A 12,879-nucleotide genomic window follows, 5' to 3' on the forward strand; every position below is an offset into this window, starting at 1 on the left:
CCCGTGGGCGTGTGCTTTTCCCGCGGGTTCATCCACTCTGACATTTGCGCCATGACTTCAGTCGAAAACCGCGCCCGCCTCGTGCTGGGCAACTGGAAGATGCACGGCAACCTGGCTGAGAACGCTGCGTTGCTGACCGAGCTGCGCGCCGCGGATGCCGCGAGCCACTGCGAGATCGGCGTCTGCGTTCCGTTTCCGTACCTGGCCCAGGCCGCGTCGGCCCTGACCGGCAGCGCCGTGTCGTGGGGCGCGCAAGACGTCAGCGCGCACGACAAGGGCGCCTACACCGGCGAAGTCTCCGGCCCCATGCTCAAGGAATTCGGCTGCCGCTACGCGCTGGCCGGCCACTCCGAGCGCCGCGTGCTGCACGGTGAAACCGACCAGATCGTCGCCGACAAGGCCCGCGCTGCCCTGGCAGCCGGCCTGACCCCGGTGGTCTGCGTGGGCGAGTCCCTGGCCGACCGCGAAGCCGGCAACACGCTGGCCGTCATCGAGCGCCAGCTCAAGCCCGTGCTGGCCCTGGGCGCCGAGGCCGTCTCGCGCATGGTGCTGGCGTACGAGCCCGTCTGGGCCATCGGCACCGGCCGCACCGCCAGCCCCGAGCAGGCGCAGGAAGTCCACGGCGCCATCCGCGCCGCCTTGGCCGCGCTGGGCGCGGCCCAGGTGCAAGTTTTGTACGGCGGCAGCGTCAAAGCTGCCAATGCCGCCAGTTTGTTCGCCATGACTGATATCGACGGAGCCCTGGTCGGCGGCGCGTCGCTCGTGGCCGAAGAATTTTTGCGAATCGCCGCCATCTAAGTTTCCGTTCCGGAGTCTGTAATGCCCTTGATGCTCAAACTTCTGCTGGCCGTCCAAGTGATTTCGGCGCTGGCTATCATCGTGCTGGTCCTGCTGCAGCAGGGCAAAGGCGCCGACATGGGGTCCGCTTTCGGTAGCGGCTCGTCGGGCAGCCTGTTCGGCGCCACCGGCGCGGCCAACTTCCTGTCGCGCGCCACCAAGTGGGCCGCCGTGGTCTTCTTCGCGTCCACCGCTGGCCTGGCTTATGTCAGCCACAAGGGCACGGGTGCCACCGCTGTCGACAGCGGCGTGATGCAAAGCTTCCCGGCCGACCGTTCGGTGCCGCAAGTGCCGGGTGCAGCGCCCGCCACGCCGGGTGCGTCGTCCGTGCCGGGTGGCGCTTCGGTGCCGGGGGCTTCGTCGGTTCCGGGCGCCGCTTCGGCGCCGGCTCCGGCCGCCAAGCCCGACGCGTCGGTGCCGTCGGCCCCCGCGGCCGGCGACAAGCCCGCCGAAACGCCTGCGAAGTAAGTCTTTCGCAGTGGGAAAAAGCCGGCGCAAGCCGGCTTTTTTCATGGGTGCGGCAAACCTGGGCGGCCGCGCCGCCTGCGATAATGCGCCAGGCGCGGCGGCCGGCCACTTTCCCGGCCAGCCTGCCGTGCCAGGAATATCCGGATCGGCCCCATGGAAAAGCGTTTGATGCCATCGATGATGGCGCTGCAATGTTTCGAGGCGGTAGCGCGGCACATGAGCGTCACGCGCGCCGCCGAAGAACTGCACATGACCCAGAGCGCGATCAGCAAGCAGATCGCGCAACTCGAAGCGCTGCTGCGCAACCCGCTGTTCCTGCGGGTGCGCCGGCGCCTGCAATTGACGCCGGCGGGGGCGTTGTACCAGTCCGAGGTTAGGGCCATCCTGAACCAGGTCGACATGTCCTCGCGCTACATCCTGACCTACGGCAGCGAAACCCAGGTGCTGACCATCGGCACCCAGCCGACCTTCGGTTCGCGCTGGCTGATTCCGCGGTTGCAGCGCTTCATGGCTGCGCATCCCGATATCCAGGTGAAGGTGCGCAGCGAGACCCGGCCGTTCGACCTGATGCAGGCCAAGATCGACATTTCGTTCTTTTTTGGCCACGGCACCCTGCCGGGCGCCCAGTGCCGCGAGCTGTTCGGTGCTGAAGTCGTGCCCGTCTGTGCGCCTGGTTTCCTGGCCGGCAACCAGGTGGCCAGCCTGGATGCGCTGAGCCAGCAGGTGCTGATCCAGTGCGCCTCGCGCCCGGAAGCCTGGCACGACTATTTCTCGCACCAGCAGTTCCAGTCCGACCGCAGCTACCACGGCCCGCGCTTTGACACGTTCTACATGTGCGTGCGCGCCGCCGAAGGCGGCTGCGGCATCGCCCTGACGCCCAGGCTGCTCGCCGAAGAAGAGCTGCAGGCGGGCAAGCTGGTGATTCCCTGGGGCTATGTGCAGCCCAGCGATGGCGCTTATTTCGTGGCGTATTCCGAGCATTCGGCCGAAGTGCCCAAGATCAAGCAATTCGTCGCCTGGGTCGAAGGCGAGGCCGAGCAAAAGCGCGCGGCCGACGCCCGGCGCGCGCGATCCATGAAAAAACGGACTGATTAGGCCGATTTTTTTCATTTGATTGCCCCCGCCGGGCATGATTTCATGCGGGCCATCTTGTTTATCGATGTGCCGAGTCCGCCATGAGTCAGAATTTCGTCAATCCGGATCAGGTCCGCGCCTGGTTCTCCCGCGCCATGTCCGACATGTACAAGTCGGAAGTGCCCCTGTACGACACCCTGCTGGACCTGGTGGCCGACGTCAACGCCAAGACCCTGGCCGAACAGCCGGACCTGGCCGCGCAACTGGCGCGCACCGGCGAGATCGAGCGCCTGGACATCGAACGCCACGGCGCCATCCGCGTGGGAACGGCGGAAGAACTGTCCAACATGCGCCGCGTGTTTGCCGTGATGGGCATGCAGCCGGTGGGCTACTACGACCTGTCGCCGGCCGGCGTGCCGGTGCATTCCACGGCGTTTCGGGCGACCCACGAAGCCGCGCTGCAGACCAGCCCGTTCCGCGTCTTCACGTCGCTGCTGCGCCTGGAACTGATCGACGATGCGGCCCTGCGCGAAAAAGCCGCCCGCATCCTGGCCGCGCGCCAGATCTTCACGGCCCGCGCGCTGGAACTGGCCGGCCAGTTCGAAACGCAAGGCGGCCTGAACGATGCCGACGCCCGCGAATTCGTGGCCGAGGCCCTGCATACGTTCCGCTGGCACAGCGAGGCCACCGTCAGCCTGGACGATTACCGTGAACTGCACGGCCTGCATCGCCTGATCGCCGACGTGGTGGCCTTCAAGGGCCCGCACATCAATCACCTGACTCCGCGCACGCTGGATATCGACGAAGCCCAGGCCGAGATGCCGCGCCGCGGCGTGTCGGCCAAGGCCGTCATCGAAGGCCCGCCGCCGCGCAAGTGCCCGATCCTGCTGCGCCAGACCAGCTTCAAGGCGCTGGAAGAATCGGTCTGGTTTGCGGGCGCCGACGGCAAGGCGGCCGTGGGCAGCCACACCGCCCGTTTCGGCGAGATCGAGCAGCGCGGCGTGGCCCTGACCCGCAAGGGCCGGGCCCTGTACGACCAATTGCTGGACCTGGCGCGCAGCCGCATCAGCGGCGCGCCCAACGAAAGCAACGCCGATGCCTACATGCAGAACCTGCAGGACTGTTTTGCGACGTTCCCGGACGACTACGCGCAACTGCATGACCAGGGGCTGGCGTACTTCCGCTATTTCCTGACCGGCAAGGAAGGCGCGGCGCCGGACAGCGACCTGCGCACGCTGATCGACCAGGGCTACATCCGTTTCGAACCGCTGGTGTACGAAGACTTCCTGCCGGTCAGCGCCGCGGGCATCTTCCAGTCGAACCTGGGCGACAAGGCCCAGGCCGAATACGCGCAGAACGCCAGCCAGACGGCGTTCGAACAGGCGCTGGGCGCCGCGGTGCAGGACGAACTGACGCTGTACCAGGACACCCAGGACCGCTCGCTGGCCGCTTGCCTGCAAGCGCTGGGCGCACACGCCGGTACGCCGGTGGCCGCATGAGCCGTTTGGATCGCTGCCTGTCGGTGCGGGACTTCGAACGCGAGGCGCGGCGCATCATGCCGCGCTGCGTCGAAGGCTACGTCTGCGGCGGCACGGAAGACGGCGCGTCGCTGCAAGAGAGCGTGCGCGCCCCGAACGATATCGGCTTTCGCCCGCGTGGCCTGCGCGTGGTGGACCAGCGCAGCAGCCAGGTGAGCCTGTTCGGTGAGCGTTACGCCATGCCCGTGGGGTTTGCGCCCACCGGGTTTTCGGCCATCGTCATGCATGAATGCGACCTGGCGCTGGCCCGCGCCGCCCAGGACGCGCAGATTCCCTTCATCATCAGCGGCGCGTCCAGCGTGCCGCTGGAACGGCTGCAGGAAGCCACGGGCAAGCGTTGTTGGTATCAGGCCTATCTGCCGGGCAACATCGACCGCATCGGCAAACTGCTGGACCGCCTGCGCCGCGCCGAGATTCCCGTGCTGGTGGTCACCATCGACACCTGCGTGGGCGCCAACCGCGAGAACCTGCAGAAGCTGGCCTTCACCGTGCCCTTCAAGCTCAGCGCGAGCGTGGTGCTGGACGGCATGCGGCATCCGCGCTGGAGCCTGAACGTCTTCATGCGCACGCTGCTGGGCAGCGGCGTGCCGCGGTTTTCGAACCTGTACGAAGACATCGGCCCGCCCATCACCCAGGACCCGCCCAACGGCTTTCGCGGCGAGCGCGACAAGCTGTCGTGGGATCACATTCGCTGGATTCGCCAGAACTGGCCAGGCAAGCTCATCCTGAAAGGCGTGATGCACGCCGATGACGCCCGCCTGGCGCACGAGGCCGGCGCCGACGCGGTGATCGTGTCCAACCACGGCGGGCGCCAGCTGGACGGCTGCATTTCGCCCTTGCAGGCGCTGCCCGACGTCGTCGCAGCCGTGCCCGCGGGCTTCCCGGTGATGGTGGATGGCGGCTTTCGTCGCGGCAGCGACGTGCTCAAAGCGGTGGCCCTGGGGGCGACGCTGGTCTTCACCGGCCGACCCCAGCTGTTCGGCGCGGCGGTCGGCGGCCATGCCGGCATCCGCAAGGTGACCGAGATATTCCGCAGCGAAATCTCGACCAACATGGCGCTGCTTGGTTGCCGCACGCTGGCGGACGTCACATCCGACCTGATTGCGCCGATGCGCGTGGCCTGCCCGGCCTAGGCGGTTCCTCGCCAGACGAGGCGTTGAGCGCAAGGCGCAGCGCCTCGTTGACGGGGCAGGGTGGTTCCGAAAAACAAAAAACAGGCGCGCCGCTGCGTGCGCGCCGATCCCTTTTCATCGACAGGAGGAGACATGAAAAAAATCTATTCCAAGCTGGCCGGCGTTGCCGCCGTGCTCGCGTGCGCCATGACCGGGCAGGCTCACGCCCAGGCAGCCAACTACCCGTCCAAGCCCGTCCGGCTGGTCGTGGGCTACGCCCCGGGCGGCACCACCGACATCAGCGCCCGCATGATCGCGGACGTGCTGGGCAAGGAATTCGGCCAGACCTTCGTGGTGGAGAACAAGCCAGGCGCCAACAGCAACATCGGCGCCGAAACCGTCGCCCGTGCGCAGGCCGATGGCTACACCCTGTTCGTCGGTTCGATTTCCACCGCGATCAACCAGTCGCTGTATTCGAAAATGTCGTACGACGCGCTCAAGGACCTGGACGCCGTCGCGCTCTTGAACGTGGTGCCCAACATCCTGGCCGTGAACGCCAACGTGCCGGTCAAGTCGGTGCAGGAATACATCGCCTACGCCAAGAAGAACCCCGGCAAGCTGACCTGCGCGTCGCCCGGCAACGGTTCGTCCGCGCACCTGGGCTGCGAGCTGTTCAAGATGAAGGCCGGCATCGACATCCTGCACGTGCCTTATCGCGGCAGCGGCCCGGCCGTGGCCGACCTGCTGGGCGGACAGGTCGATTCGATCTTCGACAACCTGCCGCCGCTGTTGCCGCACGTGCGCGCCGGCAAGCTGACCGGCCTGGCCGTCACCACCGCCAGCCGCGTGCCGTTCGCGCCGGAAATTCCCACCATCGCCGAATCCGGCGTGCCGGGCTTTGACGTGGCCGCCTGGTTCGGCCTGTTCGCGCCCGCGGGCACCCCGCCGGAAATCGTGCAGAAGGTGAACGCCGCCATCAACAAGGCGCTGACGTCCGATGCCGCCCTGGCCGCCAACTACCAGACCAACGGCTTCCTGATGCCCCCGCCGCCCAACACGCCGCAAGCGTTCAAGGCCTTCATGGAAAGCGAAACGAAGAAGTGGGGCGAGGTCGTCAAGGCGACGAACCTGCAGATCAACTGATCCGGGGCGTACCGGGCCGGATCAGGCCCGGTTGCCAAGATTTCCGATTTGCGTGTTAGAATGTTCGACTTTCCAGGAAAGCACGTCTTTTCTGGTCAGATTTGCCGACGTGGTGAAATTGGTAGACACGCTATCTTGAGGGGGTAGTGGCGAAAGCTGTGCGAGTTCGAGTCTCGCCGTCGGCACCAAGAATTCCTCGTGCAGGTCGCCGTCTTGAAGACGGTAGCCGAGCAGGTCGCAAATAAAGCCCGCTGAAACGCAAGTTTCAGCGGGCTTTTTGCTTTTGCGGTCAGGCGCCCGCTGCGAAAAGTGGTTATTTCCAGCGATTGGATAGCGTGAATCAGGCCTACACTGCCGCGTTTGTCGGAAATGGGGCGTCAGGACAATAAAAATGAGGATGTACATCAAGTGGTTCAGCGCCGCGCTGTTGGCGCTTGCGTGGCCGTCGCTGACGCAAGCCGCGACGCCCGCCATCACGCCGCGTCAACAGCAATTCCTGGACGCGCAAAAGCGTCCACCGTCCGTCTACGAAGCCTGGCGCGAGCGCTATATCGTTCTGATTCAGGCGGAGCCCCAACTGAGGCGCGCGGTGGTGTTTTCGGGCTGCGCCAAGCCTGGAGCAGAGCGGCTGCTGGACCCGACCTATCGGGCTTACGTAGAGACGGTCGGCGGCGCCTATTACCGTTATCTTCAGCGTCCAGGCCCGGCCAATGCAATGGTCAATACGGGGGCGTTATGGGCTATCGACCAGATGTCAGAGGCCGAATACCGGGGCTCTTTACGCTGGATGACAAGCGCCGAGACCGCACCGCTGCGCAATGCCCGCGATGTGCTTGGAATGTTGCAGCAATACTTCACGGAATCCGTGGATCCGGTCGAGGGTCAGCAAAATGTAGCGGTGCTGATGGCGATGAAGAAAACCCTGGTTCAAGAAGGGCAACTGGATTCCGTCGTCAAGGCGTTCGCGCAAGTCGATGCGGCCAAGGCCGCACTTTTCGAATCATTGGAAACCGATATTCCTTTGACCCCCGACCAGCTTTCACAGTGGTACGACGTGGCTTATTGGCTGGGCCGGTCGGCCAATCCCGTGTTTCAGGCTTATTTTTCCGCCGTGCCCCAAGCGTGGTTTCACGCCATGGCCCAAGAGGTATTCAATCAGAAATTGAGCCAGGCGAACCATGCGTTGAAGGCGTATCAGCGCAGGGGCCGGGTGGAGGAATCTGAATTGTCCACGTTGACCGAGGAAGAATTGGCTGGGCGCAAGATCGCCTACTATTTTGGCGACCTCGCGTCCGATGACGTTGCCAAAGTGTCGGTCGACGCGCACAACGATATGTGGGCGCAGGCCCAGGCCTATATAGCCAAACATCGGGCCGAGATGTGCTCGCCGTAACGCCGCCGCCCGGGGAGTTGACCGGTTCCAGTCGTGACGGATCGTTGCGTGGTCGCGACGAGGCCTTCCTACCGCAGGTTGTGGCCAAACGCCACGGCCGCTATCACGAAGGTCGCGGCACCGACTGCGGCCCATCCGTTCCAGCGCTTGGCCGCCAGGGCATCGCGCCGGCTCAAGGCCACCATCACGGTCACCAGCGTCCACAGGCCGCTGAACGCCAACAGGGACAGCGTGTAGACAAAGCCGGACAAGTCGTAGCCGCCACCGCCGATTGACGGGTAGCCGCTGCTTTTGGGCCACAGCAAGTAGATCAGTGTGCCGGCGACGACGGCAAACAAGGCCAGTCCTATCTGAAACGTGCGGTCTTTGAGCATGGATCGGATCCCCGGGGGCGCAAAAGCGCAGTCTGACACCATTTCGTGGTCGTTGCCGTCCGGGCGGAGGGAGATGCCCCACCGCGGCAAGGCTTGATCACAGGGCGTGGCCAGGTTCTGCGCGTTGGCCGGCGGCGTGATGCCTGTGCGGCGCACTGACGCGCAATCGAAGCGTCATCCGGCCATTCGCTCTAAAACTGGAACAGTTTGTTCCGGGAAAAAGTGCGCTTTGCGGGTGGTCGGCGTCTTCTGCGGCCAGTAGAATTTGTGCACTGGCAACCCCTCTATCTACTAGTCGAAAGGCATATCCTCATGAGCAACGCATATATCGACGCACTGAAGAAGCGCCGCACGCAGTATTCGCTGGGCCGCAACCTGACCGCCTCGAAAGAGGAACTGACGACGCTGATCCAGGACGCGATCAAGCACAGCCCGTCTTCGTTCAACTCGCAAAGCTCGCGCGCGGTGATCCTGTTCGGCGCCGAAAGCGAAAAGCTCTGGAACCTGGCCATTGAAGAAGTGCGCAAGGTGGCCCCGGCCGAAGGCTTTGACAAGACCGAAGCCAAGCTCAAGAGCTTTGCAGCAGGTGTGGGCACCGTGCTGTTCTTCGAAGACCAGGACGTGGTACGCGGCCTGCAAGAGAAGTTTGCGCTGTACGCCGACAATTTCCCGGTGTGGTCGGAACAAGCGGGCGGCATGGCCCAGCTGTCGGCCTGGACTGCTCTGGCCAACGCCGGTGTCGGCGCCAGCCTGCAGCATTACAACCCGCTGATCGACGCTGCCGTGGCGCGCGAGTGGAATGTGCCGGCCTACTGGAAGCTGCGCGCGCAGATGCCGTTCGGTTCGAACGAGAACGGCTTTGGCGAAAAGGCCTTCATGGACGACGCCGAGCGCTTCCGAGTGTTTGGCTGATCCCGCGCTTGCCGGGCGCCAACCGCCCGGCAACGACGCTGAAACCCGCATGGCCCTGCTCGGGCCCTGCGGGTTTTTTGCTTTCGTTGTCTGTCAGGCCAGCGGCAGAGAAACCGCCTGTCCGGCGCCTTTGACTTCCTTCAGGACGAAAGAGGTGTACACCTCTTTCACGCCCGGCAGCGCGCCCAGCACGTAACGCGTCAGGTCGCCGAAGGTGTCCAGGTCGCGGGCGATCACGGTCAGTTGGTGGTCGTAGCGGCCCGAGACGCAGTGGCAGGTCAGTACTTCCGGAATGGTGCGGATGGCGTCCTCGAATGCCCGGACGTGTTCGGCGCCTTTCTTGTCCAGCGAAATCCAGACGAAGGCGGTCACGCCGAACCCCAGCTTTTTGACGTCGACATCGGCCCGGTAGCCGCGGATGACGCCATCGTCTTCCAGCCGTTTCACCCGCCGCCAGCAGGGTGACGGCGTGAGGGAAACGCGCTCGGCCAATTCGGCGCTGGACAGGCGTCCATCGGCCTGCAAAGCGGCCAGGATCTGCATGTCCGTCGGGTCGAAATTCTTGCTTTGCATGATTTATCCAAGAAATCTGTCTAGGCGGCTATTTCATTCTAAATTTTTACACAAGCCGGCCAAAAATCACGAAATTTCTTCGCCGGATCGCGGATATCTTTGTCGAACTTGAACGGGGTTTGCAACCCCTGAAAAAAGATCGATCAAGAGGAGCCGCTGTGAACCATCCCAACCCCATCCGCCAAGCCCTGCTCGCGCTCACGCCCACTGAAGGGTGCTGGCTGACCCTGGCCAGCCCCGCCGTTGCCGAAGCCATTGCGCACTGCGGCTTTGATTGGCTGGTGGTCGATATGGAGCATGCGCCCAATGACGTCGACAGCACCACGGCGCAGTTGCGAGCGGTGGATGCCGCCCGAGCGCAGGGCGCGGCCACGCATGCCGCCGTGCGGGTGACGGCCAACGATCCGGTGCTGGTCAAGCGCGCCATGGATTGCGGCGCGCAGACCATCGTGTTTCCCAATGTGGACACCGTGGACGACGCGCGCCGTGCGATTGCGTCGATGCGTTTTCCGTCCAATGGCAACGGTGGCCTGCGCGGCGTGGCCGGGCTGGTGCGGGCAGGGCGTTATGGCCAGGACCCGGCTTACGTGGCCGAGGCCAACGGGCAGGCCTGCGCGATTCTGCAGATCGAGTCGGCAGAGGCGGTACGCAATATCGACGCCATTGCCGCGCTGCCGGGCGCGGACTGCCTGTTCATCGGCACCGCCGACCTGGCGGCCAGCCTGGGGCACCTGGGCGACATGACGCACGCCGCCGTGGTCGACGCCGTGGATGCGGTGATGCAGGCGGCACGAACCCATGGCAAGGCGGTCGGCATTTTCGCCAACAGCGCCGAGGAAGCGGCTCGCTATCGCCAGCGCGGAGTGCAGTTCATTGCGCTGCATTCCGACGTGGCCTGGCTGGCGCGCGGTGCCCGGCAGGCCCGGGCGCAATTCGCGGCAGCGTGTGCCTGAGCGGCTGCTGACGACTCATCTTCCTGGCAGATTCCATGATGAACATAGATACGCTTTCCCCCGATAACTTCCTGGGCGCCCGCACCGCCGTGCGCAGCCTGCGGTCTTCGCAGATCCGCGAGGTCGCCAACGCCGGGCTGGGCAAGCCCGACGTACTACCTTTCTGGTTCGGCGAACCGGACGAGCAGACGCCGCAGGCCTTTCGCGATGCCGCCATCGCGCACATCGCCTCCGGCCAGACCTTCTATGTGCAGACCCTGGGCACGCCGGCCTTGCGCGAAAGTCTGGCGGCCTACGTCAGCCGCCTGCACGGCCGCCGCGACGTCGACAACATCGCGGTGACCAGCTCGGGCACGTCGGCGCTGATGACGGCGGTGCAGGCGCTGGTGGGCCATGGCGACCACGTCGTGGCGGTGACGCCGCTGTGGCCCAACCTGGTGGAAATGCCGAAGGTGCTGGGCGCCCGCGTCACCACGGTGGCGCTGGAATTTGCCGAATCCGGCTGGCGCCTGGACCTGGACGCGCTGCTGCGCGCCCTGACCCCGGACGTGCGCGCACTGCTGGTGAATTCGCCGAACAATCCCACCGGCTGGGTGCTATCCGCCGACGAGCAGCGCACGGTATTGGCGCACTGCCGCAAGCACGGCATCTGGATCATCGCCGACGACGTCTACGAACGTTATTACTACGACGGCGCGGCGGCGCCCACGTTCCTGGACATCGCCGAACCCGATGACCGGGTGGTCAGCTGCAATTCCTTTTCCAAGGCCTGGCTGATGACGGGATGGCGCATCGGCTGGCTGACGGTGCCGCGCGCGCTCTTGCCCGAGATCGGCAAGCTGATCGAATACAGCAACACCTGCACCCCCGGCTTCGTGCAGACCGCCGCGCAGTGCGCGCTGGAGCAGGGCGAACCGGTCATCGCGCGGACCGTGGCGCGCCTGCGCACCGCGCGCGACCACCTGGCCTCGCGCCTGCAAGCCGTGCCCGGCATCACGCTGGCGGGCAGCGCGCCCGGCGCCATGTACACGTTCTTCCGGGTCGATGGCGTGACGGACAGCCTGGCCTTCTGCAAAGACCTGGTGGTACGCGGCGGCCTGGGGTTGGCGCCCGGCGTGGCTTTCGGGCCGGAAGGCGAGGGCTATCTGCGGTGGTGCTATGCCAGCGAGCACGCGCGCCTGGACGAAGGCGTGGCGCGGCTGTCGCGCTACCTGGCGCAGCACCGCGGCCAGGCCGATTGAGCCTCTCTTGACCGGCAGGCCCGCCCGCCGGCGTATCGTGCCGGCTTTTCATTCCGGAAGTTGACCCATGACGCGTCCTGATCTTCCCCATTCACTCCCCTGGATCGACCGCCTGGTGCGGTTCGACACCACCAGCCGGCTATCCAACCTGGGACTGGTCGAAGCCGTCCGCGACCACCTGGCGACGGCGGGGCACAGCCCCCGCCTGTTCCACAACGCGGAGCAGACCAAGGCCAATCTTTTCGTCACGCTGCCGGCCCACGATGGCGCCACGCAAGGCGGCATCGTGCTGTCGGGGCATACGGACGTGGTGCCCGTTGACGGGCAGGACTGGAGCAGCGACCCGTTCGTCCCCGAGGTGCGCGACGGTCGGCTGTATGGCCGCGGCGTGTGCGACATGAAGGGCTTCATCGGCGTGGCGCTGGCCATGCTGCCCGCCTTCGCCTCGCGGCGCCTGCGGGTGCCGCTGCACCTGGCCTTCAGCTACGACGAAGAAGTGGGCTGCCTGGGCGCCGACGCCATGCTGCGCGAGCTGGCCCGCATCGGCATCCGGCCGGACAGCTGCATCGTGGGCGAACCCACCGACATGCGGGTGATCTCGGCGCACAAGAGCAGCAACCTGTACCGCTGCACCGTGCACGGCCATGCCGCGCATTCGTCCTTGACGCCGCATGGCGTGAACGCCATCGAATACGCGGCCCGGGCCATCTGCCACATCCGCGACATGGCGGACGGCCATCGCCAGAACGGTCCGTTCGACCGCGATTTCGAGGTGCCGTTCACCACCGCCAACACCGGCTTGATCCGCGGCGGCCTGTCGGTCAACACCATTCCGGACCGCTGCCAGTTCGAATTCGAATTTCGCACCATCCCGGGCGTGCTGGCCTCTGACGTCATCGGCGGGCTGCGCCGTTACATCACCGGCGAATTGCGCGAACGCATCAAGGCCGAAAGCCCGGCGGCGGACATCGAACTGGATGTCCTGGCCGAAGTGCCTGGTTTCGATACCGAGGCCCAGGCAGAAATCGCCAGGCTGGTGCAGGCGCTGTCCGGTTCGCGGACGACGGAAAAGGTGGCCTATTGCACCGAAGCCGGCCTGTTCCAGCGGGCCGGCATGACCGCCGTGGTGTGTGGCCCGGGCAACCTGCAACAGGCGCACCGCGCCGACGAATACGTGGAACTGGATCAGATCCGCGCCTGCGAGCGTTTCATGGAAAAGCTTGCGGATCACCTGCAAATGGCCGATTGAACAAGGCCAAGG

Annotated in this window: 13 protein-coding genes and 1 tRNA gene; 12 read left to right on the forward strand and 2 right to left on the reverse strand. The window is 65.4% G+C overall.

Annotated elements, in window-relative coordinates:
• The first annotated feature begins 51 nt into the window (after positions 1-51).
• The 8 genes from tpiA to HV798_RS00560 all read left to right on the forward strand — a co-directional run bounded on the left by tpiA (position 52) and on the right by HV798_RS00560 (position 7,565).
• Positions 52-798 (forward strand): triose-phosphate isomerase, encoded by a 747-nt coding sequence (tpiA, locus tag HV798_RS00525; RefSeq protein WP_025136944.1) that lies wholly within the window; start codon positions 52-54, stop codon positions 796-798.
• Positions 799-819: 21 nt separating this feature from the next.
• On the forward strand, positions 820-1,305 hold the full coding sequence (secG, locus tag HV798_RS00530) for a preprotein translocase subunit SecG (RefSeq protein ID WP_025136945.1): 486 nt from the start codon (positions 820-822) through the stop codon (positions 1,303-1,305).
• 153 nt (positions 1,306-1,458) lie between these two features.
• A complete protein-coding gene (locus HV798_RS00535; protein WP_175190904.1) occupies positions 1,459-2,400 on the forward strand; it encodes a LysR substrate-binding domain-containing protein in 942 nt (313 codons plus the stop codon).
• An 80-nt stretch (positions 2,401-2,480) separates the two neighbouring features.
• Positions 2,481-3,878, forward strand: coding sequence for a 2-oxoadipate dioxygenase/decarboxylase HglS (gene hglS / locus HV798_RS00540; RefSeq protein WP_175190905.1), 1,398 nt, complete (start codon positions 2,481-2,483; stop codon positions 3,876-3,878).
• Positions 3,875-5,050: an alpha-hydroxy acid oxidase gene (locus HV798_RS00545; RefSeq protein ID WP_175190906.1), complete on the forward strand. Its 1,176-nt coding sequence runs from the start codon at positions 3,875-3,877 to the stop codon at positions 5,048-5,050. Before hglS ends, HV798_RS00545 begins: the two co-directional genes overlap by 4 nt.
• A 132-nt stretch (positions 5,051-5,182) precedes the next feature.
• Positions 5,183-6,172 (forward strand): Bug family tripartite tricarboxylate transporter substrate binding protein, encoded by a 990-nt coding sequence (locus HV798_RS00550; protein WP_175190907.1) that lies wholly within the window; start codon positions 5,183-5,185, stop codon positions 6,170-6,172.
• A gap of 103 nt (positions 6,173-6,275) precedes the next feature.
• Positions 6,276-6,360 (forward strand) — tRNA-Leu (locus HV798_RS00555).
• Positions 6,361-6,563: 203 nt separating this feature from the next.
• The gene (locus HV798_RS00560) at positions 6,564-7,565 is read left to right on the forward strand and encodes a hypothetical protein (RefSeq protein ID WP_175190908.1); all 1,002 of its coding nucleotides are present in this window, start codon (positions 6,564-6,566) and stop codon (positions 7,563-7,565) included.
• Between the two features lie 68 nt (positions 7,566-7,633).
• Here HV798_RS00560 and HV798_RS00565 read toward each other — a convergent pair whose 3' ends face one another.
• Positions 7,634-7,939, reverse strand: coding sequence for a hypothetical protein (locus HV798_RS00565; RefSeq protein ID WP_175190909.1), 306 nt, complete (start codon positions 7,937-7,939; stop codon positions 7,634-7,636).
• A 312-nt stretch (positions 7,940-8,251) separates the two neighbouring features.
• Between HV798_RS00565 and HV798_RS00570 the strand changes: the two genes are divergently transcribed.
• Positions 8,252-8,851, forward strand: coding sequence for a nitroreductase family protein (locus HV798_RS00570; RefSeq protein ID WP_175190910.1), 600 nt, complete (start codon positions 8,252-8,254; stop codon positions 8,849-8,851).
• Positions 8,852-8,944: 93 nt separating this feature from the next.
• Here HV798_RS00570 and HV798_RS00575 read toward each other — a convergent pair whose 3' ends face one another.
• Positions 8,945-9,424: an Lrp/AsnC family transcriptional regulator gene (locus HV798_RS00575; protein WP_025136953.1), complete on the reverse strand. Its 480-nt coding sequence runs from the start codon at positions 9,422-9,424 to the stop codon at positions 8,945-8,947.
• Between the two features lie 158 nt (positions 9,425-9,582).
• Here HV798_RS00575 and HV798_RS00580 point away from each other — a divergent pair, with 158 nt between their 5' ends.
• From HV798_RS00580 to argE, 3 genes are all read left to right on the forward strand, one after another.
• Positions 9,583-10,377, forward strand: a complete 795-nt coding sequence (locus HV798_RS00580) for an HpcH/HpaI aldolase family protein (RefSeq protein ID WP_175190911.1) — start codon at positions 9,583-9,585, stop codon at positions 10,375-10,377.
• 35 nt (positions 10,378-10,412) lie between these two features.
• Complete coding sequence (locus HV798_RS00585) at positions 10,413-11,618, forward strand: pyridoxal phosphate-dependent aminotransferase (RefSeq protein ID WP_246288534.1); 1,206 nt, start codon at positions 10,413-10,415, stop codon at positions 11,616-11,618.
• A 67-nt stretch (positions 11,619-11,685) separates the two neighbouring features.
• Positions 11,686-12,867 (forward strand): acetylornithine deacetylase, encoded by a 1,182-nt coding sequence (gene argE / locus HV798_RS00590; protein ID WP_175190912.1) that lies wholly within the window; start codon positions 11,686-11,688, stop codon positions 12,865-12,867.
• Positions 12,868-12,879: the final 12 nt, after the last annotated feature.

This window comes from Achromobacter deleyi, from assembly GCF_902859705.1.
GTDB lineage: Bacteria > Pseudomonadota > Gammaproteobacteria > Burkholderiales > Burkholderiaceae_B > Achromobacter > Achromobacter deleyi.